The following is a 23,232-nucleotide window of genomic DNA, read 5'->3' on the forward strand; positions in this document are numbered from 1 at the left end:
TATAAGAGGCGATGGTTCCGTCGGGGTCCGTGCCTCCGAGTCCGGCAAGTTGAAGGGTGCTGTTGGGTGCTAGGACTGCATTGATATTGTTGGTAACAGGGGGTTGGTTGACTGGTGTTGGCGTGGGTGTTACGCTCTCCGCTACAGTCGCAGTCGCCAAACTGCTGAGACCTTTGTCATCAGTAGCTTTGTAGTTAAAGTTGGCTCCAGTGAACGTACCTGTGGACTTGAAAAATAGCTGGCTAATTTGGGCCGGGGTCAATACTTGACCGGGTGTGACAGCGACACCACCGTTAGCTGGGTCTCCTAAGAACAGGACTCCTTGGGCTGCGGGGGGTAGTGTATCTATTGTATAAGAGGCGATGGTTCCGTCGGGGTCACTTCCTCCGAGTCCGGGGAGTTTAACGGTGCTGTTGGGTGCGATCGCGGTATTCACATTATTCGTTACAGGCGGTTGGTTAGCACCAGGTAGCAAAGCCGATACCGTCGCAGCAGCGGGACTGCTGAGACCTTTGTCATCAGTAGCTCTGTAGTTAAAGTTGGCTCCGGTGAATGCACCTGTGGACTTGAAAAATAGCTGGCTAATTTGGGCTGGGGTCAGCACTTGACCCGGTGTGACAGCTACACCACCGTTGGCTGGGTCTCCTAAGAACAGGACTCCTTGGGCGACGGGGGGCAGACTATCTATTGTATAAGAGGCGATGGTTCCGTCGGGGTCCGTGCCTCCGAGTCCGGCAAGTTGAAGGGTGCTGTTGGGTGCTAGGACTGCATTGATATTGTTGGTAACAGGGGGTTGGTTGACTGGTGTTGGCGTGGGAGTTGGTGTGGGAGTTGGCGTGGGAGCTACAATCTCCGCTACCGTAGCAGCCGCGGGACTGCTGAGACCTTTATCATCAGTAGCTCGGTAGTTAAAGTTGGCTCCGGTGAACGTACCTGTGGACTTGAAAAATAGCTGACTAATTTGGGCTGGTGTAAGCACTTGACCCGGTGTGACAGCGACGCCACCGTTGGCTGGATCTCCTAAGAAGAGGACTCCTTGGGCGGCGGGGGGCAGACTATCTATTGTATAGGAGGCGATGGTTCCGTCGGGGTCCGTGCCTCCGAGTCCGGCAAGTCGAAGGGTGCTGTTGGGTGCGATCGCGGTATTTACATTATTAGCTACAGGCGGTTGGTTAGCACCAGGTAGCAAAGCCGATACCGTAGCAGCAGCAGGACTGCTGAGACCTTTGTCATCAGTAGCTCGGTAGTTAAAGTTGGCTCCGGTGAATGCACCTGTGGACTTGAAAAATAGCTGGCTAATTTGGGCTGGGGTCAGCACTCGACCCGGTGTGACAGCTACACCACCGTTGGCTGGGTCTCCTAAGAACAGGACTCCTTGGGCGGCGTTCGGCAGACTATCTATTGTATAAGAGGCGATGGTTCCGTCGGGGTCCGTGCCTCCGAGTCCGGGGAGTTGAAGGGTGCTGTTGGGTGCTAGGACTGCGTTGGTATTGTTGGTAACAGGGGGTTGGTTGACTGGTGTTGGAGGTGTCGGTGTCGGTGTCAGAGCGGTGGTGACTTTGGCACCCGCTGCACTACCATCATTGTTACCCGGAGTGGGGTCTGGGGTGCTCGATTTACTGCTGGCAATATTCGAGACGCTGACTCCTGCTGGTGCGACGAAGCTGATGCTGCGGGTGGTGCTGGCTTGATTGGTTAAGGTGGCTAGGGGGAAGGTGACTATCCCTGTAGTGCTGTTGTAGGTACCGTTGTCGGATACAACTACTCCTGTTAAGCCGGGAATGATGCTGTCGGTGATGGTGACGTTATCGGCGGTGCTTGGTCCGTTGTTTTGTGTGGTGATTGTATAACTGACGGTGGCACCTGGTGCTGCACTATTCGTCCCGGTTTTGGTGGTGACGACATCGGCGCTCGGTGTCAGAGCGGTGGTGACTTTGGCACCCGCTGCACTACCATCATTGTTACCCGGAGTGGGGTCTGGGGTGCTCGATTTACTGCTGGCAATATTCGAGACGCTGACTCCTGCTGGTGCGACGAAGCTGATGCTGCGGGTGGTGCTGGCTTGATTGGTTAAGGTGGCTAGGGGGAAGGTGACTATCCCTGTAGTGCTGTTGTAGGTACCGTTGTCGGATACAACTACTCCTGTTAAGCCGGGAATGATGCTGTCGGTGATGGTGACGTTATCGGCGGTGTTCGGCCCGTTGTTTTGTGTGGTGATTGTATAACTGACGGTGGCACCTGGTGCTGCACTATTCGTCCCGGTTTTGGTGGTGACGACATCGGCGCTCGGTGTCAGAGCGGTGGTGACTTTGGCACCCGGTGCAGTACCATCATTGTTACCCGGAGTGGGGTCTGGGGTGCTCGATTTACTGCTGGCAATATTCGAGACGCTGACTCCTGCTGGTGCGACGAAGCTGATGCTGCGGGTGGTGCTGGCTTGATTGGTTAAGGTGGCTAGGGGGAAGGTGACTATCCCTGTAGTGCTGTTGTAGGTACCGTTGTCGGAGACAACTACTCCTGTTAAGCCGGGAATGATGCTGTCGGTGATGGTGATATTATCGGCGGTGTTCGGCCCGTTGTTTTTTGTGGTGATTGTATAACTGACGGTGGCACCTGGTGCTGCACTATTAGTCCCGGTTTTGGTGGTGACGACATCGGCGCTGGGTGTCAGAGTGGTGGTGACTTTGGCATCCGGTGCAGTACCGTCGTTGTTACTGGAAGTGGGGTCTGGGGTACTGGAGCTACTGCTGGCAATATTCGATACGCTGACTCCTGCTGGTGCGACGAAGCTGATGCTGCGAGTAGTGCTGGCTTGATTGGTTAAGGTGGCTAGGGGGAAGGTGACTATCCCTGTAGTGCTGTTGTAGGTACCGTTGTCGGATACAACTACTCCTGTTAAGCCGGGAATGATGCTGTCGGTGATGGTGACGTTATCGGCGGTGTTCGGCCCGTTGTTTTGTGTGGTGATTGTATAACTGACGGTGGCACCTGGTGCTGCACTATTCGTCCCGGTTTTGGTGGTGACGACATCGGCGCTCGGTGTCAGAGCGGTGGTGACTGTAGCAGCGTTATTGCTGGGAGTGAGATCTAGCGCACTGGAGCTACTGCTGGCGGTGTTGGAGACGCTGACTCCTGTGGGTGCGATGAAGCTGATGGTGCGGGTGGTGCTGGCTTGATTGGTTAAGGTGGCTAGGGGGAAGGTGACTATCCCCGTAGTGCTGTTGTAAGTACCGTTGTCGGATACAACTACTCCTGTTAAGCCGGGAATGATGCTGTCGGTGATGGTGACGTTATCGGCGGTGTTCGGCCCGTTGTTTTTTGTGGTGATTGTATAACTGACGGTGGAGCCCGATGGAGCACTATTAGTCCCGTCTTTGGTGGTAGCTAGGTCAGCAATAGCAGTTATTGTAGTGATGGCCCTAGAGGTTGGTAGCGAAGTATTATTGTTCGCAAAAACGGGATCGAAAGTGCTGGAATTACTGTAAGCGACGTTAGTGATGGTGGTGGGTGTGGCTGGAGCTATGGCGGTGATGGTGTAAGTGACGCTACCACCGCTGGTCAAAGTCGGAATCACTGGCCACGAGACAGTCCTGGTTGTGGGGTTGTATGTGCCGTTGTTGGATGGGGTGACTCCTGTTAAACCTGGGGGCAGGATATCTTGAATTAGGACATCTTTGGCGTCGCTGGTACTTGGTCCTATATTAGTGGAGGTAATTGTGTAGGTAATCGCGCTACCTAGGGCGGCAACCTGGGGTCCTTGTTTGGCAATGGAAACGTCGGCTTGGAGTTTAGGAGTATCTATACTTTCGACTAGGAGATTGTTAAGTTCGTGAGTGTTTATGTCTGTACCTGTGGAACCAGCAAAGCCAAATTTAAAAGTAGGTGGCACTGCTCCGTTTGTGGCTATCAAATTTGAGATGTCGATCAGTGTTTCGCCCGGATCGAAGGTGCCATTGCTATTTAAGTCTATGGCAACTGCAAGACGACCGTTAGGTTCTGCTGCCGCCGGAAATAATGTAATTTGGACGCTTCTTTTAGTATTAGCATCAGTCCGACTGGTTGCAGTTTGATTGTCTATCTCAATGGAAACGCCAGTCAAATTATTACTTAACAAGCTAGAACTTAAAAAGTTATAGGTTTTGCTTTCGCTACCTCGAACTGCTACTGTGTCGCTTAGACGACCGTCAAAATCTCCAGGAGCTACGGGACCGCGCACACGCCCATTTGGGTTTGATTGCCCAGTTACGGGGTCTGGGTCTGATTGCCGATTGGAAAAAAAACCATATTCGTCTAATCCGACACCTAAATAACCTCCTGAAATACCTGGTGAGGCGGAATTAAGATTGGGAGCATAGCCAAGAGATCCACCAAAGCCTCCAGCTTTTGTTGGTGTCGCTGTTCCGTCAATCAGGAAAAAACTCAGGCCATCGGCAGCAATGGAAGCTTGTGCTCCATAGGCAAAAAAATCAAAGGTAACTCTTATACCATCAGTAGAAGAGATCGGGTTGTTGTAGAGGACAAAAGCAGCTTGGTTTTGCTTGTTTGAGGTTAATCTCAAAGCGCCTGAGCCGACTGTATCGCCAAGCCCTACATTGGGAATAATGCCGTTGGGGTTGACGGCACCTGCGGTTAAGCCTGGGTTAGCAGAAGTGCCAGAAATTCCATAGATCCAAGGCCCGATTACTGTATCGTTTTTAAATTCTTCGGTGACTAAGGTAGCTAGGACTGATGGGTAGTCTTCTAGGACTTGTTTTTCAAAGGCTATTTCGGTATTGATTTTTCCTGTAGTAATTTCTAATTCCCAGTCGCCTCCTAGTGCTGCGCTTCCTGTGAGGTTGTTGGAAGCGGCAATATTTGCGCCAGTTATTTCGCTGATTTTTTGTATAAATTTAATGCCGGATTCGCTGGCGGCTATGTTACAGCCATACAGTAGAATGCTGGCTGCTTTGTTGAGTGCTTTTCCCCACTGCTGCAATTGGCTGCTGTAGGTTTCTATGTTGTGAATATTGAGTTCTGTTGAGCCAAGTTTTAGTGCTGCTGCTTCGCCGTGAGAGATTATGTGAATGTTGTTGATGTTGTGGCGATCGCCCAAAATTTCACTGATTTGTGCTATGCCATCTCGGAATAGATCGATCGCAATTACTTCAAATCCCGCTTTAACTCCGTTGACTAATTGTTGATAGTTGTCTACTTGCGAGTCAAAAATTACTAGATCTTTGCTCTCTTGTGATTTTGCTCCCAAGCTGGAACTTCCCCATGAGATGTTACTCACAGTTTTTTGATTATTGCGTGTTTTCACGGTAGACATAATGTACTTGCTCGTAGAATTCATTTCCGATCGAATTAATTGCCTCGTTTAAGCTAACCGATCTTAGAAAAATCGACAAACAATAAAGTATTAAGTTTTGTAACAAATTGTGATCAACTATAAAATACTTACGTGTTTTCTACTATTTAGTTATTTCAAATAAGTAAACTTTATACAGAAAGTGCGATCGGATAAATCCGATCGCCTCAGACAAAAAATCACCCTAAATCTGAGAAAATTCAGCACTTATAAGTGTTGAAAATGTAGCTAAAGTCTTGATTTTGCAAGGGTGACAGAGCTTTAAGGGGGCGATCGATAATTAGCTCAATACGTGCGAACAACTTTCAGTAATTGCGAACTCGCAATTATTTTCAGTGTGTTTATATTTACATTACCTCGCTCAACATGGAGGGAAAATATTTTTAAAATAAAGAATGTGAAGAGTTAAATCACTGTCAAAAAATATAGGCGTTGACAATTAATAGTTTAATAGTTATATAGTTTATAATTACCATAATTAATGGTGAATATTATCATATAAATTGAAAATTTACAATTAAATAGTGAAAAAATTAACAAACCCACAATTCCCCACTGTAAATTAAAAATAGCGAGATCCCCGACTTGGTAAAAGTTGTCCGGGATCTCAAAGCACAATGCTGTAAAGTTTCCTTAACTGTAATATCAAATCCGGGTTTGCTACCCCGTTTATCCTGCCGCAAAACGGCGTCCCTTGTCGCATCTTTGTGTGGTTGGCGAGAATTGTTCAGCGATACCATTTTTCTAAAGATGTGCTATTGATGAAGTCTTAGCCCCCCCTTAGCAAGGGGGGGTTGGGGGGGTAATATCTAACGCTACTTTATGAAATTGGTATGACTTACTCTACAAGGGCTACAAGGGCGATCGGCATCAAGGGGGGTATGATACCCGGATTTGAGATTGCTAGAGGCGATCGCACCCTCAAGCGCTGGCTTTCTAAGCGTTAATACTCAGTTCCCGCACCAAAAAAGCCCATTCATCAGCCAATTCTTCAATCACTTTCGCCGTAGGTTTACCAGCACCGTGCCCAGCCTTAGTTTCAATGCGAATCAACACCGGTTTTTCTCCCCCGTGCATTTCTTGCAAAGCCGAAGCAAACTTGAAACTGTGAGCGGGAACAACGCGATCGTCATGATCTGCTGTGGTAATCATCGTCGCCGGATAAGCCGTACCCGGTTTAAGATTGTGCAAGGGAGAATAGCCATAAATTGTGGGAAATTCTGCTGCATTTTCCGGCGAACCATATTCGGAAGTCCAAGCCCAACCAATGGTAAACTTGTGAAAGCGCAACATATCCATCACACCCACAGCGGGCAATGCTGCACCGAACAACTCAGGCCGCTGAGTCATGCAGGCTCCCACCAATAAACCACCATTACTACCACCTGCGATCGCCAATTTTGCTGGCTGAGTGTATTTGTTTGCGATCAACCATTCGGCCGCGCTGATAAAATCATCAAACACATTTTGTTTGTTCAACTTCGTCCCTGCTTGGTGCCATGCTTCGCCGTATTCACCACCACCCCGCAAACAAGCTGTCACATAAACCCCACCCATCTCCAACCACACAACTCTGCTAACAGAAAAACTGGGAGTTAGGGATATGCTAAAACCACCGTAGCCGTAAAGATACGTGGGGTTATTACCATCTAGCTGCAAACCTTTTTTGTGAGTGATAAACATCGGTACTTCGGTACCATCTTTGCTGGGATAAAATACTTGCTTTGTCTCGTAATCATCCGGGTTAAAATCTACCTTTGGCTGGCGGTAAATTTTGCTCTCATCTGTCAGCATATTGTAGCTGTAAATGGTATTAGGCGTGGTAAAACTGGTGTAAGCATAAAAAGTTTCAGTTTCGTAACGCTTACCGCCAAATCCTCCGGCCGAACCAATTCCGGGCAAGGCAATTTGTCGCACGAAAGAGCCATCTAAATTGAAGATTTTAAGTTGGGTATAGGCATCTTTCAGGTAGGAAGTGACAAATTGATTGTTGAGGATGCCAATTCCTTCAAGGGTTTCGGCTGCTTCGGCGATAATTTCTGTGAACCCCCCCTGAATCCCTTCCTTATCCAGGGATGGCGCTGGGGGGTTGTTGATGTCGATCGCAATTACGCGGCCTAGCGGTGCATTCAAATCGGTTTTAAACCAGAAAACAGAGCCATCATTGTCGATAAAATTGTACTCCGCCTCAAATTCGTTAATAAGTTCTACAACAGCAGATTCTGGGGCGGTTAAATCTTTGTAAAAAATCAGATTTTGGGGGTCAGTACCGCGCCAAACTGAAATAATTAAATATTTGCCATCTTCAGTAACGTCAGCACTAAATCCCCATTCTTTTTGGTCAGGGCGATCGTAAATTAAGACATCTTCCGATTGAGGAGTGCCTAGCCTGTGGTAAAACAGTTTTTGGTAATAATTAACATCTTCATGCTTGCTTTTTTCATTAGGTTCATCGTAGCGACTGTAAAAAAAGCCTTTACCGTCGTGAGTCCAAGATGCGCCGGAGAATTTAAGCCAATTTAAATGGTCTGATAAATCTGCGCCAGTTTCGACATCCCGAACTTTCCAATCTTGCCAATCGGAACCGGAAGTAGACAAACCATAGGCCATAAATTTGCCATCTTCACTAATAGCAATACCACCCAAAGCAACAGTACCATCTTCCGACAAAGTATTAGGGTCAATTAATACTTGCGGTTCACCATCAAGGGATGTTAAAGTATAGAGAATAGATTGATTTTGTAGACCGTCATTTTTGTAATAAAAATAGCGATCGCCCTCTTTAAAAGGTATGCCATATCTTTCGTAATTCCAAAGCTGAGTCAGTCGCTGCTTAATTTTTTCCCTAGCCGGAATTTCCTGGAGATAGCCAAAAGTGACTGCGTTTTGGGCTTCCACCCAAGCCTGGGTTTCCTCAGAGTCGGGATTTTCCAGCCATCTGTAGGGGTCCGATACTGGGACACCGTGGTAGTCATCAGTTTGGTCGATTTTGCGCGTTGTGGGGTAACTTAAAGGGCGATCGAATTTAGCCATGATTTTTCACTTTTGGTAACTTTACTTAGTTTAACTTTGAATTAGACAAATCAATTATAAACTCATCCTCATCACTTCTCTTTCTTCCTTCGTGTCCTTCGCGTCTTCGCGGTTCGTTTCTCTTACCCATATTCAACTAATCAAACTCCCTCCTTCCCTCCAAAGCGCGGGCCAAAGTCACCTCATCAGCATACTCCAAATCTCCCCCCATAGGCAAACCAAAAGCAATGCGAGTCACCCGTGTAAAAGGCTTCAATAAACGGCCAATATAAAGCGTAGTCGTCTCACCTTCCACACTGGGACTAATCGCAATAATTACTTCCTCAATCTTTTGTTGACTAACGCGCCTGACTAATGGTTGAATGTTCAATTGTTCCGGACCAATTCCATCCATGGGGGAGATGACACCGCCGATAACATGATATTTACCTCCGTATTCCCGTGTTTTTTCCAACGCAATCACATCGCGGGATTCTGAGACTACGCAAATGGTAGAATTGTCACGGTTGGGATTGTGACAAATTTCGCAAACAGGTTCAGCAGATAAGTGAAAGCACACTTGACAAAATCCTACCTGCTGTTTGGCATCAATTAAGGATTGAGCCAGGGTTTGCACTTCTTCATAGGGTCGTTTGAGAATATGTAAGGCGAGTCTCTGGGCACTTTTTGGGCCGATTCCTGGCAAGCGCTGCAATTGTTCGATCAAGCGGGCTAAGGGTCTAGTATACATTAAACTCGGCGGTAATTTGTAAGATCATTTCTGGTGGATTGGTTCTTGTCTGATTTGCGCGATGTAGGGGCGGGTTTTACCAACCATCTCTGTTGAAAACTAAGTATCTCATAAACCCACCCCTACTAATTTACCCTCCACTAATTTTAGCTTTATAGCCTAATTTTGTGATAATTTCGAGCAGTTTTTGCTTGTGTTCGCCTTGAATTTCGATTTCATTATCCTTAACTGTACCGCCCGTGCCACATTGGGCTTTTAGCTGTTTTGCTAAAGTTGCTAAAGTTTCGGGTTTTTCTTGAAATCCGCTGATGACTGTAACTGTTTTGCCACCGCGTCCTTTTCGGGATGCTTCGATTTTTAGGTTTTGTTGATTTGGGGGAATTTCTTGTATGCCTCGTTGGAGGGCTGCGGAGTTGTCTATGTTGCCAAATTCGGAGTAAACAATTCGTTTACCGTCGGTTGTTTTGTTGTCAGAATTTTTGCGATTGGATGCTGCCATATGTTATAATTACTGAGTTTATTTTACGGGTATTTCTAGTTTTAGCGGATTGGTGTAAGGTTGCGATCGCTCGTTTAGACTCTGATATTATAGCTATTGTATTAGCCCATCAAGGGAGAGCGGGAATTATTAAGTATCTGATTGTTATCAATCGCTTTTGAGTATTGCGGGTAAAGGCGATCGCTCTTGAATCGGATAGCGACGTTGGGCGATCGTTTGTGTTAACGTTAAACTGCGATCGCCTGGTGCCGGATGAGTCGATAACAAAGCAATATCTAAACGAGATTGTCGCGCTAATCGCTGGAAAAAGTCTGCTGCACCTGCCGCGTGCCCGTAATGGGAAATCAGGAGTTGTAAGCCAAATTCATCGGCTTGGGCTTCCTGACTGCGCGAAAATTGGGCTTTGCTTAAATTGGATGCGATCGCAGCGGCAACATTCACCAACCCACCTCCATCGCCTACAAACACCGCGACCACAAATTGTACCGCCAATCCCCGTCCAATTCCCCGCAAATGATCGCGATGGGCGAAATGACCCAACTCATGACCTAAGATCATCATCAACTCGTTTTCCGATTCCAATTGCTGTATTAAACCGCGATAAACAACAATTGTATCTCCAGGTAAGGCTAGCGCGTTTACAGTATCATCGGGAATGTAAAGTAGGCGATAATTGCGATCGATATTTTTTTGTTTAGGTAATTTAGTTTCCAGGCGATCGAGAAGTTGATTAAGGGTATCTTGTGCTGGAGAAGATTCCGCAAGACGTTCGTAAGCTGGGATAACTAACGCCCCCAAACGCTGTTCGAGTTCGGGAGGAATCAATAAAATCAGCCCATCTAGCAGTTTGATGCTTCCCCAAAGCAATAAACAGACTAAGGCTACAAAAATCCCCAATAGGGCTAGCAGTTGTTTGTTACTTGTGGGTGGATTGCGATCGGTCATTCGATTTTAGATTTTAGATTTTAGATTTTGGATTGACTTGCGTGAGTTTGTAGGGTGCGTCGCTGCGATATCTTGGATCAAACTTGCAGATTATAGATAGCGACGCACCTTACACTGGATCTCGCAACATTGTGTGTATCACATATATAGCAATCCTAAATCATTTGTGAATTTCTTACTCCCGGACCTTAATAAGGGGAGGGTTGGGGTGGGGTAAAAAACTTTACGACTCATTTAGGACTGCTATACATGGAATATGCTATGCAAAAGCACCGAACTAATCGTTCTTTGTCGGTCGGAAGGGATTTAAAAAATTAATCAGAGGAAACAGATTGCGAGACTGTATCCACAGTTTCCCCTGTCCACTGAAGCGACAAACTAAGCCTTCTCCACCTAAAATTCCCGTTCTCAAGTTTTTCCAAGATAGTCCACCCATGACTTCAACATTATACTTCAGCGTATCCTCAAAAGCGACGATATAACCGGTGTCCACGATATAACTTCCATTAACTGGAATTTCCAGGATTGCGCCATAGGAATTAAACCAAATATCACCTTGTCCAGTTGCTTTCAGAAAAAACAATGATTCGCCACTAAAGAAACCTTTTAACCCCTGAAATTTAGTATCAAGGTCTACAGTAGGACTCGATGCCACAAAAGCAGAAGATTGCATCATCAAACAATTTCCATCGAGGTGATAATGTTGAATATCGCCGGGAACTCCAGGGGAAACGTAAAGTGTTCCAGAACGTTCCGGTGAAGTAAATTCGCTGATAAACAAAGACTCACCTGCGAACATTCGCGTGAGGCCTTTCATTAAACCTCCTTTGATTTTTGATTTCAGGGTGATGTGACTATCCATCGCTGCCATGCCCGAAGATTCTACCAACACCGTTTGGTTAGCAGGAATTTTGAGTTTTAGTTGGGCATAGGATGGAGAATGTTCGATTGTATATGAGATGTTTTTAGGCATATAAAGTTGATAGTTTACGACAGTTGGCAGTTGATAGTTTGGTAGGGTGCGTCGCTGCGATATCTTGGATAAAAATTGCAGATTATAGATGGCGACGCACCTTACGCTGTCTTGCATTTAAATTGCATACTTTAATCTTCGTGGGAAAAGCGTTAAATTTTCTCCCCCTCTCCTCTTCTCCCATCGGACTCTCCAATACGATAGGTAATCTAGATGCAACACAGCTTACCTGGGAGGTAAACGACTGCCGACGGCTCGACCGAATGCTGTGGTATTGTGAGTTTGGCAGAACAGGCGACCCTTACCTTTAAATCGACAAACTAAACCTTCTCCACCGAGAAATGTACTCAACCAACTACTTCCTGGAGGTTTAGTAATTTCAAACTTTAAACTTTTCTCAAAGGCGACAATATGACCTGTATCAACAATGTATTCTCCTTTGACTGAAACTTCGTAAATTGCGCCGAAGGAACTCAATAGTACGTCTCCTTGACCCCCCATATCTAGCCAGAAGATACTTTCTCCAGAAAACATCGATTTGAAGCCTTGAAAACCCAAGTCAATATTAACATCTGATGTGCTAGCTAAATAAGAACCGGCTTGTACTACTAAGCCACTTTTGCCCATTTGATAGTGCAGCATATCGCCCAACATTTTGGGTGCTAAAAACAATGTATTTTCGGGTGTTGGCGATCGAAATACACTTAAAAATAGCGACTCTCCGGCAATCATTCGTTTGAGTCCGCCGAAAATACCGCCACCTTTGCCTTGGCGCAATGTTGTACTTGCTTGTAGATTGCCACTCATTGCCACCATTGCACCTGCCTCGGCAACGATTTCTTCACCTGCATTTAGAGTGATACGGGCGATTGTGCTGTCGGGTTGTTGTAAAAGTTCAATTTTCATATTCGGTAGTAGGTAATGGATATATTCGCTCGAAACTCAAACTTTACTTGATAAAAACTGCACCAAACCATCGATACTTCTGGATTGCAAGTAAATCGTTCCCTTCCCCGTCACTTTATTCACAAACCCTTCCCCGGATGTAATCGAACCTAATAATCCGCCTGCCATTTTTACCGACATTTTCATTCCCGATTCGTAAGCTACTAAATGGCCTGTATCGACAATGAAGTCTCCATTAATTTGCTTGCTAGTCAAACCACCATAGGCACCAAAAAATACTGTTCCCTTTCCGCTGGCTTGCAATTTAAATAAACCTTCTCCCGAAAACCAACTTGCCAATCCAGCCCAGCGCACGCCTAATTTGATATCGGGGGTACTAGCAATATAAGCACCGGGTTGAAAGCACAGGTTATTTTCGTAGACTTGAGCTTCGGCAATATCTCCGATTGTCGATTGAGAAAGAACGACTTGGAGAGACTGCCGTGTTGGATTAGTAAATCGATTGACGAATAGCGATTCACCACCAAAAAACTTTTTCAATAGACCTGACAAAAAACCTCCATTAAATTCTGTTTTCATCGTGAGTGCTGCATCCATTGCTATCATCGCTCCTGATTCAGCAATAATGCTTTCTCCAGGTTCGAGAGTCAGAAAAATTGTGGCAAAGGAAGGTTTATAACGAATGTCGATATCCACTATTTTGGTTTCCTGTTTGGTAGTAATAATTGAAACAAGTGAGATTCGCTAAGAGTAAAATTGTCGGTCTCTGCTTTTAGTTTACTACGATTGAATGAGCCAATTGTTGCGTTCTTCAATAAATTTAACATATCACATAACAGATCCTTTTGAAGATTGGTATAATTCGCTCCGGGATACCACCGGCAAAAACAAGATTCGATTAAGGCTTAAGCGAGTCATGACTGGTAATCTAGGAGATTGTAAGTCCGTGGGAGAAGGAGTTTTTGAACTCAAAATTGACTTTGGGCCTGGGTATCGGCTTTAGTTTGGACAAGTCGGGCTGACAATTGTAATTCTACTAATTGGTGGAGATAAAAGCACTCAAGAGCGAGATATTGGCAAAGCTATTCAATATTGGAGAGATTATGAACAACGTGAAAGCACCAACGAGTAGAAGTTACCAAGAATTGCTGATTGCATCTCTGAGAAATGCCCAAGAAGCAGCAGGTTATATCGAGGTGACATTGACAGAAGCAAGCGATGAACCTAAATTGCTTCAGATGGTACTGAAAGATGTTATAGATTCTCGGCTCAAGTTCCACAATTTATCGGAGTCGGCTAAACTTCAATGGGAAAAGCTTGATAAAATGCTGACAGCAAGTTCAGGTTCGGAAATTTACTGTTTTGTAGAGTTGCTTGAAGCGTTGGGGTTTAAATTAGAAGTTACTGTGGAAGATGGTGAGTTGGGCGCTGAATGTACTCCTAATCGCCCTATTATAGAAATTGCCGATCGAGTGTGATAAAATCATGGAAGTAGAACCCAGGGAAATTCGACGTTACACTACAGCAGAGGGGTAGAGCGCCATTTACTGAGTGGCTTGATTCCCTGCGCGATCGGAATGTTAGAGTTAGAATCAAGTCTAGGCTTGACCGAGTTGAGCAAGGTAATCTCGGAGATTTTAAGTCGGTGGGAGAAGGAGTTTTTGAACTCAGAATTAATTATGGCCCAGGCTACCGCGTCTACTTCGGACAAGTTGGTTTGACAATTGTGGTAATCCTCATAGCTGGGGATAAAAGCACCCAAGAAAAAAACATTCAACAAGCTATAGAATACTGGAAAGATTATGAACAATGTGAAAATGCCTAGGAGTGATAGCTACCGCGAGTACCTCATTGAATCTCTGAAAGAGCCGGAAGAATCTGCTGGGTATCTTGAAGCTATCTTGGAAGAGAAAGATGCTGAACCTGAATTGCTCAGAAATGCAATTAGAAAGGTAATTGAAGCTCGAATCAGGATGAATGCTCTTTCGGATTCGGCTAAGCAATATCATGAAAGGCTTGATAAAATGTTAACAGCAAGTTCAGGTTCGGAAATTTACTGTTTTGTAGAGTTGCTTGAAGCGTTGGGTTTTAAATTAGGAATTACTGTCGAAGATGGTGAGTTGGGTACTGAGTCGGAATCAACGATGATTGAGGAATCGGAACTATTGGCGGAAACAGCTAATTTATAGCTGATTGTAGCTTTTTTATAGATCGCACATGAGGTTAATCTAGATTATCGGTTGTGTGGGGGCGGGTTTATCTAGATTGTTTGTTGGTATTAAATATTATTCGTAAAACCCGCCCCTACAGGTCATGTAGGGGCGGGTTTTACAAATAGTCTACGTCGGAAACCAAAAATATAATAAACCCGCCCCCGCCCAAGGACAAAATTGCGTTGGATTAGCAAGAACAGAATTTATAATTGTTAAGTTTCCATTCAATTAGTTTCCCCAACGAGTGGGGACTGCTCGAAATGCAATGCGTATATCGTTCTCGGGAACGAACGAACGTTTCCATTCAATTAGTTTCCCCAGCGAGTGGGGCGCCTGCTACAAAGCCTGCGCCAGTGCCGTTTCCATTCAATTAGTTTCCCCAGCGAGTGGGGAGTCCCCAATATCAAGAAGTTAAAAACTGGGACAAAGCTGTATTTGCGGTTTCCATTCAATTAGTTTCCCCAGCGAGTGGGGAGCCGCAACAAAAAAGCAAAAGTCGGTCAAGTTTTAAAAGCTTTTAGGTTTCCATTCAATTAGTTTCCCCAGCGAGTGGGGAGACATGAACACGTAGAATATCAAATTGCATTGGTAAAGTTTCCATTCAATTAGTTTCCCCAGCGAGTGGGGAGGGTACGACTACGTGAGTGTTTGTGGGTATAGGAACACAACCCAGTACAGTTTCCATTCAATTAGTTTCCCCAGCGAGTGGGGAGCTACCGAAGAAGTTGTTGTCCAACACCATGTGACAAAGATAGTTTCCATTCAATTAGTTTCCCCAGCGAGTGGGGAGTGCACCTCCAACACAAGGAACGTTAAGAGTGACTAATCCTCTCTCTCGTGTTTCCATTCAATTAGTTTCCCCAGCGAGTGGGGAGAGCTTCATTATACACCCCATACAGCGCAACGTGTCCAGAGGCCGTTTGCGAGGACTCCCAAAAATCTCTCTAAAAACAAGCTGTCACCCACAATAAAAATCGCTGAAACCCTTACAGAGCAATATATCGAAGGCTAGAACCAACTTCCGCCATCCCAGCGATTTTTTGCAGCCCTCGCAAAATTACCCGATCGCCCACCGCCCCATCGACTAGATATAATAAAATCTGTCCCATTATCCCCACAAAGTCCGTGACAGTCACACCCCTGCGTCTCACCACCGAAACCACCGCCCAACGCCCCGACTCCCTCGGCAGATTTGGCAAATTCGGCGGCAAATATGTCCCCGAAACCCTGATGCCGGCTTTATTCGAGCTAGAAGCCGCTTTCCACAAATACCGCAGCGAGCCCGAATTTCAACAGCAACTCCAACAATTACTCAAGGATTATGTAGGCCGCCCCAGTCCCTTATATTTCGCCGAACGCCTCACCGAACACTACGCTAAACCAGACGGAACTGGCCCGCAAATTTACCTCAAACGCGAAGACTTAAACCACACTGGTGCTCACAAAATTAACAATGCTTTGGCTCAAGCATTGCTCGCAAAACGCATGGGCAAAAAGCGCGTGATTGCCGAAACAGGAGCCGGTCAACATGGTGTTGCTACTGCCACTGTTTGCGCTCGTTTCGGTATCCAATGCGTTGTCTACATGGGCGTTCATGACATGGAAAGACAGGCTTTAAATGTGTTTAGAATGCGCTTGATGGGTGCGGAAGTTCGCGGTGTTTCTGCTGGTACGGGAACCCTGAAAGATGCTACTTCCGAAGCGATTCGCGATTGGGTAACAAATGTCGAAACAACTCATTATATTCTCGGTTCCGTAGCGGGGCCCCATCCTTACCCGATGATGGTTCGTGATTTCCATGCGATTATCGGTGAAGAAACCCGCAGTCAGTGTCTAGAAAAGTGGAATGGTTTGCCGGATATCTTATTAGCTTGTGTGGGCGGGGGTTCCAATGCTATGGGTCTTTTCCATGAGTTTGTTGGGGAAGAAACTGTGCGGTTAATTGGTGTTGAAGCGGCGGGCGAAGGTGTGGAAACTGATAAACACGCGGCTACTTTGACTAAGGGAACTGTGGGTGTTCTGCACGGGGCGATGAGTTATTTGTTGCAGGATAATGAGGGCCAAGTCATTGAGCCTCATTCGATTAGTGCAGGTTTGGATTATCCTGGTGTGGGGCCGGAACATAGTTATTTGAAGGATGTTGGTAGGGCTGAATATTACAGTGTTACTGATGCACAAGCTTTGGATGCTTTTCAACGGTTGTCGCAGTTGGAGGGGATTATTCCGGCTTTGGAAACTGCTCATGCGATCGCCTTTTTGGAGACTCTTTGTCCGCAGTTGACAGGTAATCCGCGGATTGTGCTTAACTGTTCTGGACGCGGTGACAAGGATGTGCAGACTGTGGCGAAGGTTCTGAATATCTAGTTTAACGGAATTTTGGGCGATCGCTCTGTAGGAATTAGTAAGATTATGTCCGGTTAAGATTACCAGGCGGTTGAAACCGCGTCTACACAAACGAAGTCCGCGCAACGCGAGACTGAAAGAGTGATTAACCGGACATAATCTAACAATTTAGTTTATTTATTGTTGTAAGTAATGTACAAATCTTTGGTTTTAATGTCTCTAGTATTCCTAGCAATCCTGCCTAATTGTTCCCAAGTTATTCCTACAGAATCGCCACCACAAAATTCCATGAATACTAATCTGGCTTCTAGCTCAATTGCTGATTTAGAAACAGCGGTAAACCAACAGATTAATCAATATCGAGCATCTAAGAAGTTGCCCCCACTTAGTATCGATCCGCGAATTACTAAGCAAGCTAGGATTCATAGCGAAAATATGGCGAGTGGGAAGGTTAAGTTTAGCCACGACGGGTTTGAGGGACGGGCTAAGGCGATCTCGATTCCCTATCAAAGTGTAGCTGAAAATGTGGCTTACAATATGGGCTTCAGTGACCCGGTACGCAATGCTGTTGATGGTTGGATTAAGAGTGACGGACACCGTAAGAATATGGAGGGTCAGTTTAATTTGACTGGGATTGGGATTGCGAAAAATGCGAAAGGGGAGTATTATTTTACTCAGCTTTTTGTCCGCAGTCGATAAGAACCCCCCCCTACCCCCCCCAAGGGGGGAAAAGAAGGAAGAAGGAAGAAGGAAGAAGGAAGAAAGTTTTAATTTAACTGCAAATGCCCAATGACCAATGCCCAATGCCCCATGCCCCATTCCCAATGCCCCATGCCCCATGCCCCATGCCCAATTACCAATTCTCAATAATGGAATTTCCTAATTTTCAAGTGTGCGATCGCGATCTGCCCGATTCTCTCTTATCTTACTATTTGACCGCAGGGGCGATCGCTGTTGATACCGAAACCATGGGTTTGATGCCCTGGCGCGATCGCCTGTGTTTGGTGCAGTTGTGCAACCCGGAAGGTAAAGTTGTCGCGATCAAAATTGCTAAAGGCCAAAAAGAAGCGCCGAATTTAAAGAAATTAATGGAAGCTGAGAATATTGAAAAAGTATTTCACTTTGCTCGCTTCGATATGGCAACAATGCGTTACAATTTAGGGATTGACATTGCCCCGGTTTTCTGCAATAAAATAGCTAGTAAACTTGCGAGAACTTATACCAACAGACACGGACTGAAAGAAGTAATTCTTGAACTGGAAAAGGTAGAATTAAATAAAACTTCTCAAAGTTCCGATTGGGGAAATTTTGACAATCTTTCAGAGGAACAACTGCGATATGCTGGGAACGATGTCCTCTATTTGTTGAGTGCTAAACAGAAGTTGATGGCGATGTTGCAGCGAGAGGAACGTTGGGAAGTTGCACAGCAATGTTTTCAGTGTTTGCCCGTTTTTGTAAGTTTGGATTTATTGCAATACAAAGATGTTTTCGAGCACTGATGATGTACTGGTGTATTGGTTCCTAGGCTGTTCCTAGAAACCCAGATGCTTTGGCTGTGCCTCCTGTTTTCGTGGTAGCTTGGGGCGAGGCAGAGCAACAGTGACATCGGTTCCCAGGCTCTTCCTCGGAACCAGTTATATCAATTCCGGTTGTATGGGAATGATTAAACCTTACTAGGACACAGAGGACACAGAGAAAGAGAAGAGAGAAATAATAATTCCTATGTCAACGGATTTGATATTGAGAGCACCTCATATTACTGAGAAAGGCTATATATTATTATTCAAGATGGTGTTGGTGCATCAAGGCTTCTATTTGATCGTCAACATTTCTAATTACCTTTTCCAAGGCCGGTAAACCATCTAAGGGTAAGGGAGCAAGTCGAGTGCGATCGCGAATTTGATTTACTTTTCGCTGCAATTCCTGAGCTAATTTTAGTGCATCCCGACTCAAATTAGACAACTGTTGCTGCTCATAAAACCTCAAAGCAGCCCCCCGCAACACTTGCAGCGTTGCTTCTTCGCCACCGTTGGTAGGCATCACCCGCAAGCGCAATAACAAATGAGTTTCTTGATAAATTCGCTCAACTTCCACCTGTTCTATGTGTTCTACCCGACTCACAGGCATATCTGTCACCCGCTTCAACTCGTCGATGACTTCTTGAAACAATAGGGGATTGATATCTTCAAGCATTGATTTCAAAATGCCGTCTTGACTCCACAGAATCCGGCCTTGCAACGGCTGTCGCTCAAAAAACAGGCGGCCGATACCTTCTAGTAATATTTTGCCCAGCAATTCATGCAGCAATTGTCGCGCGGGTAATTTTGCCAAATGTTCCATGGGACTTGACAAGTGCAAGGGTTCTATCTCCAAAACTTGCAACCGAATTTCTGGGTAGGAAACCTCAGAAGAAACTGGTTTAATTACTTTTGGCGCAGGTTTTAAGCCCAACCTGGTAGGAGGTTCGGGTTCTGGCCCTGACTGCACTGTTTCTACTTTTGGGGGGGAATTTAACGTTGTCTTGTTCTCCAGAGTGGGATTCGTCTGGATAGAAGCTGCTGTGGTGGCTGTGGGCACTGCTTCTCTTGGTTGGTTAGCGTGCAGCAAGTACGCTGAGAGCATTGAGTGCTGGGTTTCTGATGAAAGTTGCTCCGTGGTAACAGAGCAATTCATGTAAGCTAAAATTCTCTGTACATAGTCTAAAGCCGAGTCATCTTGTAGATCGACTACACCCAGTTTTAATATATTACCTTCTAGAGATAGAGGCAAAACTTGATAGTAGAGACAGGCTTCAAAGGGGACAACCGTATCGATTAATGGAAATATTCGATCGGTGTTGATGACCGTCGCTGAGTTTGTTGGAGATGTGTATACCATTAGTCAATAAGTAATAGTCGGGGACAAGCGCGATCGCGCTTTTTGCGACACACCAACCTCATCCATCAAATTAAACGCTGTAACTTCCCTGACAGGGCAGAAGTCTGAAAGCTGAATGTTCTTTTGAATAAAAATCGTGAGTCCAAGTCCCCCCTAGGATCGATCGTCCTTAATAGGGTTTTGTGACTAATTCACAAGTTTTAAATATGCACCACAACTGAATAATTTATAGACAACCGCTTCAATTGACTTCAAATCATTATTTGTCAGGGCCCACATTTGGCAGCATCGCGCGGAGGCGTTGCTTGCTAAATACGTGAGTGTAATAGTTAATTTAGGATTAGGTAGAAAATCCTGAGAAGTCGATCGTGCTGCTAGTATCTTATCCTACCAAGCAAGAGTCGCAGTTAATTGCTGACAATTAAGGCCTGCGATCGCGATCGGGTCACTTTCAATTTAGCAATTCACAGAAAAGACACCGGATCGGGAACTGATTTGTATCGAGCATAGAAGCAAAATGTTACAAATAATTAACTATTAGCAATGGTCTGCAACAGATTCAGGAGCGATCGTTGCGGAGAGATTGAGCAGCTAAATAGAGTTTAGTCCACTCGCCGATGACCTGATTGGTTTTCAATTTCAGTTCAGAGGCGATCGTCTCTACACTTTTACCTGCTTTGAGCGATTCTATCAAGTGCCGTTGAGCATCAGTCAGGCTTTGCCAATATTGCTCCCACTGACTAGGAGTCAAACCCAAACTGTGTTCTTGCAGAGAAGTTTCCAGCCAACTAGCGACTAATTCGGGGGATTGTTTGACTGCGAACACCCGAATCGCGTGGTAGCTGACTTTTTCTCGCAAGCGGTAAATTTGCTTGATCGGAACATTCAAAGCTTCGGCGATAGCTTCCTGGGAACGCCCTTGCAGGTAAAGCCGCAGCCACTGAGAGGCCAGCGGATCGACTTGGGCGGCCAAATAAGCCTCAAATTCTGCCTGGACAATCTGCCGCTGAGCTTGCCGATCCTCCCAAGCTTGAGTTTCAAGATAGTCAGACATCGCCTGTTCGTCTAGTAGGCTGACTGGTTCATCTGTATCATCCGGTAGTACCTGTTCCGACACCAGCCGCACCCAGTCTCCTGCTGGGACTTGGGTTAAGCCGCCCCGCTGGGAACGCCGCAGGTAGTTGACAAAACGATACACCAGCAAGGGCTGGTTGCGGATCGGGCGCAAACAATATTCTTCTACAGTTGCTAGCAACAAAGAATTTCGCAAGCGTCTATCTGAGGTACATTCAGCAATCCAGGCGATTTGCTGCTGAAGATATCGATCGGAATTGAGCATTTCCTGGATCACTTCTTGCAGCACATCCACCACACTGCGCTGTCTGTCGCGACTCAAAGACACCCACGCTTGGATTTTTTGTCGCAACACCACCAAACCGCCCAGTCGCCCGATCAAGTTGCGGTAAGCTTGTTCTGGTGGCAATCCCAGATACCGAGAAATCAAAATTCGATACAAAAAGTCGATCGCCCCAGTGGCGATCGCCAATTGAGTAGGATGGAGTGTGTCAAATCTATCTGGCTGGTGTCCCAACAGCCAGCGAACCACACTCTGGTGAGTGCTCGAATTTTCGTCCTGGCAATCTTTTTCCAGTCGAGACTTCCAATCTTGTGCTAGTTTTTCGGCCAAAGTCATCAGAAAATTGGGTAGAAACCCCGTCCCTTCGGCTACGCTCAGTGCATCGCCTTCAGTGGACGGCTTTATATTTTCCCCTTGCGGGGTAGAGGGGTATGGTTGCCCCTCCGGTGGAGATATGGTTGTCTCCATAGGTGTCAACTTAAGCCTGAAAGCCTTGAGAAATCTGGTTTTTACCTGAGTCTAGATCCCCCTCGCATCCCCACCCCCCCCTAGCCCCCCCCAAGGGGGGAAGGGGGACGAAAGATCGGACTCCTGTCCCCCCCTTGGGAAGGGGGGTTAGGGGGGATCTGGCCTTAATCGTCAAACAGTAGTCTGTGACAGGGTTTGGCCTTAAGTTGACACCAATGGGTTGTCTCCAATCCCTTTCGGGTAAAGTTAGCTTCGCCAAGGTTTAATGAGCTTGCGCACGGCTAGCAGCACTGCCTCAGTGACATTAAGACTGTTTAACCACTAGCGACAGAGCTCTTGACTAGCTTCGCATCCCAGGGTGTCGTGACTCAAAAAACGTAGTACCCAAGGTACTTAGGCTGGTCAGAACGGCTTTCTAGATTTCTCTTTCAAGCCTCATGCCTTTAGGCTGAGGTTCCTGACGTGCTGCTGAGATATGATCTTTCTCCCCGATTTTACGTGGTATGCTGAATTTTTGAGTCTTTTGGAGATATACGATCCTGTAGGAGGGCAACGCCCACGCGCGATCCGATAAATTACCTTAAACTAAATTCCATTACGGTGCGATATGGCTGCATTTTTATTAGAACTCGGTACAGAAGAATTACCCGCCTCCTTCGTCTGCGATAGTACCCAACAATGGCAGCGATTGATACCTGCAACCCTGGCGGAACAATTCTTGACAAACGACTCTGTTCATGTATACGCAACTCCGAGACGTTTGGCCGTTCTCGTAACAGGACTGCCACTTCAACAATTAGACAGAGAAGAAGAGGTAAAAGGCCCCCCCGCAAGTTCGGCCTTTAAAGATGGGAAACCGACGAAAGCAGCCGAAGGTTTTGCCAAAAAGCAGGGTGTGGAAATAGAGGCTTTGGAAGTTCGCGCCACAGATAAGGGCGATTTTGTATTTGTCCTTAAAAAAATTCCGGGGCGGACGACAGCGGATATTTTGGCGGAACTTGTGCCCCTGTGGATTAACAAATTGGAAGGTAAAAGATTCATGCGGTGGGCCGACGGAGATTTAAAGTTTCCGCGCCCGATTCGATCGCTAGTAGCGCTACTGGATCATACTGTACTGCCAATTACATTAGTCAGCGGTTCAGATACAGTCAAGAGCGATCGAATTTCCCAAGGACACCGAGTTTTGTACACCCCCCCTACACCCCCCCTTACTAAGGGGGGGACATCGATTCCTACACCCCCCCTTACTCAGGAGGAGACATCGATTCCTACACCCGCCCTTACTCAGGGGGGGACATCGATTCCTACACCCGCCCTTACTAAGGGGGGGACATCGATTCCTACACCCCCCCTTACTCAGGGGGGGACATCGATTCCTACACCCGCCCTTACTAAGGGGGGGACATCGATTCCTACACCCCCCCTTACTCAGGAGGAGACATCGATTCCTACACCCGCCCTTACTCAGGGGGGGACATCGATTCCTACACCCGCCCTTACTCAGGGGGGGACATCGATTCCTACACCCGCCCTTACTAAGG

Annotated in this window: 17 protein-coding genes, 2 pseudogenes and 1 CRISPR repeat array; of the genes and pseudogenes, 8 read left to right on the plus strand and 11 right to left on the minus strand. The window is 46.3% G+C overall.

The features are described 5' to 3' along the window. From ACBR23_RS23440 to ACBR23_RS23475, 8 genes are all read right to left on the minus strand, one after another. On the minus strand, positions 1 to 5,308 hold a 5,308-nt coding region (locus ACBR23_RS23440), incomplete at its 3' end, for a DUF4347 domain-containing protein (RefSeq protein WP_371125688.1). A 975-nt stretch (positions 5,309 to 6,283) separates the two neighbouring features. After that, a complete protein-coding gene (locus ACBR23_RS23445; protein WP_371120542.1) occupies positions 6,284 to 8,380 on the minus strand; it encodes a prolyl oligopeptidase family protein in 2,097 nt (698 codons plus the stop codon). Between the two features lie 136 nt (positions 8,381 to 8,516). Next, the gene (gene recR, locus ACBR23_RS23450) at positions 8,517 to 9,110 is read right to left on the minus strand and encodes a recombination mediator RecR (protein WP_340550543.1); all 594 of its coding nucleotides are present in this window, start codon (positions 9,108 to 9,110) and stop codon (positions 8,517 to 8,519) included. A 130-nt stretch (positions 9,111 to 9,240) separates the two neighbouring features. Then, a complete protein-coding gene (locus ACBR23_RS23455; protein ID WP_371114569.1) occupies positions 9,241 to 9,609 on the minus strand; it encodes a translation initiation factor in 369 nt (122 codons plus the stop codon). 147 nt (positions 9,610 to 9,756) lie between these two features. Beyond that, positions 9,757 to 10,554 carry a M48 family metallopeptidase gene (locus tag ACBR23_RS23460; RefSeq protein ID WP_371114570.1) on the minus strand — a complete coding sequence of 266 codons (798 nt, stop codon included), beginning with the start codon at positions 10,552 to 10,554 and terminating at the stop codon, positions 9,757 to 9,759. Positions 10,555 to 10,831: 277 nt separating this feature from the next. Then, complete coding sequence (locus ACBR23_RS23465; RefSeq protein WP_371114595.1) at positions 10,832 to 11,527, minus strand: TIGR00266 family protein; 696 nt, start codon at positions 11,525 to 11,527, stop codon at positions 10,832 to 10,834. A 225-nt stretch (positions 11,528 to 11,752) separates the two neighbouring features. After that, the gene (locus tag ACBR23_RS23470; protein ID WP_371114571.1) at positions 11,753 to 12,433 is read right to left on the minus strand and encodes a TIGR00266 family protein; all 681 of its coding nucleotides are present in this window, start codon (positions 12,431 to 12,433) and stop codon (positions 11,753 to 11,755) included. 36 nt (positions 12,434 to 12,469) lie between these two features. After that, the gene (locus ACBR23_RS23475) at positions 12,470 to 13,129 is read right to left on the minus strand and encodes a TIGR00266 family protein (RefSeq protein ID WP_371114572.1); all 660 of its coding nucleotides are present in this window, start codon (positions 13,127 to 13,129) and stop codon (positions 12,470 to 12,472) included. A gap of 94 nt (positions 13,130 to 13,223) precedes the next feature. On the opposite strand from ACBR23_RS23475, the pseudogene ACBR23_RS23480 reads away from it, so the two are divergent. The 4 genes and pseudogenes from ACBR23_RS23480 (at position 13,224) to ACBR23_RS23495 (ending at position 14,622) form a co-directional block, all read left to right on the plus strand. After that, positions 13,224 to 13,565: pseudogene (locus ACBR23_RS23480) on the plus strand (type II toxin-antitoxin system RelE/ParE family toxin). Further along, positions 13,537 to 13,911 carry a DNA-binding protein gene (locus tag ACBR23_RS23485; protein ID WP_371114573.1) on the plus strand — a complete coding sequence of 125 codons (375 nt, stop codon included), beginning with the start codon at positions 13,537 to 13,539 and terminating at the stop codon, positions 13,909 to 13,911. The pseudogene ACBR23_RS23480 and the gene ACBR23_RS23485 overlap by 29 nt, the downstream one beginning before the upstream one ends. A gap of 7 nt (positions 13,912 to 13,918) precedes the next feature. After that, positions 13,919 to 14,258: pseudogene (locus tag ACBR23_RS23490) on the plus strand (type II toxin-antitoxin system RelE/ParE family toxin). Continuing rightward, entirely contained in the window at positions 14,236 to 14,622 is a 387-nt protein-coding gene (locus ACBR23_RS23495) for a DNA-binding protein (protein WP_371114574.1), read from the plus strand. Before ACBR23_RS23490 ends, ACBR23_RS23495 begins: the two are co-directional and overlap by 23 nt. 240 nt (positions 14,623 to 14,862) lie before the next feature. Continuing rightward, a CRISPR array of direct repeats spans positions 14,863 to 15,521; the repeat unit is 36 nt; unit sequence GTTTCCATTCAATTAGTTTCCCCAGCGAGTGGGGAG. 111 nt (positions 15,522 to 15,632) lie between these two features. On the opposite strand, the gene ACBR23_RS23500 is transcribed toward ACBR23_RS23495, so the two are convergent. Further along, positions 15,633 to 15,755 carry a hypothetical protein gene (locus ACBR23_RS23500; RefSeq protein WP_371120541.1) on the minus strand — a complete coding sequence of 41 codons (123 nt, stop codon included), beginning with the start codon at positions 15,753 to 15,755 and terminating at the stop codon, positions 15,633 to 15,635. 16 nt (positions 15,756 to 15,771) lie between these two features. Between ACBR23_RS23500 and trpB the strand changes: the two genes are divergently transcribed. The 3 genes from trpB (at position 15,772) to ACBR23_RS23515 (ending at position 18,488) form a co-directional block, all read left to right on the plus strand. Beyond that, on the plus strand, positions 15,772 to 17,010 hold the full coding sequence (trpB, locus tag ACBR23_RS23505) for a tryptophan synthase subunit beta (protein WP_371120540.1): 1,239 nt from the start codon (positions 15,772 to 15,774) through the stop codon (positions 17,008 to 17,010). Positions 17,011 to 17,181: 171 nt separating this feature from the next. Continuing rightward, on the plus strand, positions 17,182 to 17,688 hold the full coding sequence (locus ACBR23_RS23510; RefSeq protein ID WP_371125689.1) for a CAP domain-containing protein: 507 nt from the start codon (positions 17,182 to 17,184) through the stop codon (positions 17,686 to 17,688). 170 nt (positions 17,689 to 17,858) lie between these two features. Further along, entirely contained in the window at positions 17,859 to 18,488 is a 630-nt protein-coding gene (locus tag ACBR23_RS23515; RefSeq protein WP_371114576.1) for a ribonuclease D, read from the plus strand. Between the two features lie 280 nt (positions 18,489 to 18,768). On the opposite strand, the gene ACBR23_RS23520 is transcribed toward ACBR23_RS23515, so the two are convergent. After that, a complete protein-coding gene (locus tag ACBR23_RS23520; protein ID WP_371120539.1) occupies positions 18,769 to 19,866 on the minus strand; it encodes a hypothetical protein in 1,098 nt (365 codons plus the stop codon). 559 nt (positions 19,867 to 20,425) lie between these two features. Then, on the minus strand, positions 20,426 to 21,559 hold the full coding sequence (locus ACBR23_RS23525; RefSeq protein ID WP_371120546.1) for a HetZ-related protein 2: 1,134 nt from the start codon (positions 21,557 to 21,559) through the stop codon (positions 20,426 to 20,428). A gap of 739 nt (positions 21,560 to 22,298) precedes the next feature. On the opposite strand from ACBR23_RS23525, the gene ACBR23_RS23530 reads away from it, so the two are divergent. Further along, on the plus strand, positions 22,299 to 23,232 hold a 934-nt coding region (locus ACBR23_RS23530; protein ID WP_371125690.1), incomplete at its 3' end, for a glycine--tRNA ligase subunit beta.

The sequence above is a fragment of the Microcoleus sp. genome (genome assembly GCF_041354475.1).
In the GTDB taxonomy this organism is placed as follows: domain Bacteria; phylum Cyanobacteriota; class Cyanobacteriia; order Cyanobacteriales; family Microcoleaceae; genus Microcoleus.

What these genes read in the sequence shown, in the direction of transcription:
- ACBR23_RS23445 (WP_371120542.1), bottom strand. Translation starts at nt 8,380, where the DNA reads ATGGCTAAATTCGATCGCCCTTTAAGTTACCCCACAACGCGCAAAATC.
- recR (WP_340550543.1), bottom strand. Translation starts at nt 9,110, where the DNA reads ATGTATACTAGACCCTTAGCCCGCTTGATCGAACAATTGCAGCGCTTG.
- ACBR23_RS23455 (WP_371114569.1), bottom strand. Translation starts at nt 9,609, where the DNA reads ATGGCAGCATCCAATCGCAAAAATTCTGACAACAAAACAACCGACGGT.
- ACBR23_RS23460 (WP_371114570.1), bottom strand. Translation starts at nt 10,554, where the DNA reads ATGACCGATCGCAATCCACCCACAAGTAACAAACAACTGCTAGCCCTA.
- ACBR23_RS23465 (WP_371114595.1), bottom strand. Translation starts at nt 11,527, where the DNA reads ATGCCTAAAAACATCTCATATACAATCGAACATTCTCCATCCTATGCC.
- ACBR23_RS23470 (WP_371114571.1), bottom strand. Translation starts at nt 12,433, where the DNA reads ATGAAAATTGAACTTTTACAACAACCCGACAGCACAATCGCCCGTATC.
- ACBR23_RS23485 (WP_371114573.1), top strand. Translation starts at nt 13,537, where the DNA reads ATGAACAACGTGAAAGCACCAACGAGTAGAAGTTACCAAGAATTGCTG.
- ACBR23_RS23495 (WP_371114574.1), top strand. Translation starts at nt 14,236, where the DNA reads ATGAACAATGTGAAAATGCCTAGGAGTGATAGCTACCGCGAGTACCTC.
- ACBR23_RS23500 (WP_371120541.1), bottom strand. Translation starts at nt 15,755, where the DNA reads ATGGGACAGATTTTATTATATCTAGTCGATGGGGCGGTGGGCGATCGG.
- ACBR23_RS23510 (WP_371125689.1), top strand. Translation starts at nt 17,182, where the DNA reads ATGTACAAATCTTTGGTTTTAATGTCTCTAGTATTCCTAGCAATCCTG.
- ACBR23_RS23515 (WP_371114576.1), top strand. Translation starts at nt 17,859, where the DNA reads ATGGAATTTCCTAATTTTCAAGTGTGCGATCGCGATCTGCCCGATTCT.
- ACBR23_RS23520 (WP_371120539.1), bottom strand. Translation starts at nt 19,866, where the DNA reads ATGGTATACACATCTCCAACAAACTCAGCGACGGTCATCAACACCGAT.
- ACBR23_RS23525 (WP_371120546.1), bottom strand. Translation starts at nt 21,559, where the DNA reads ATGACTTTGGCCGAAAAACTAGCACAAGATTGGAAGTCTCGACTGGAA.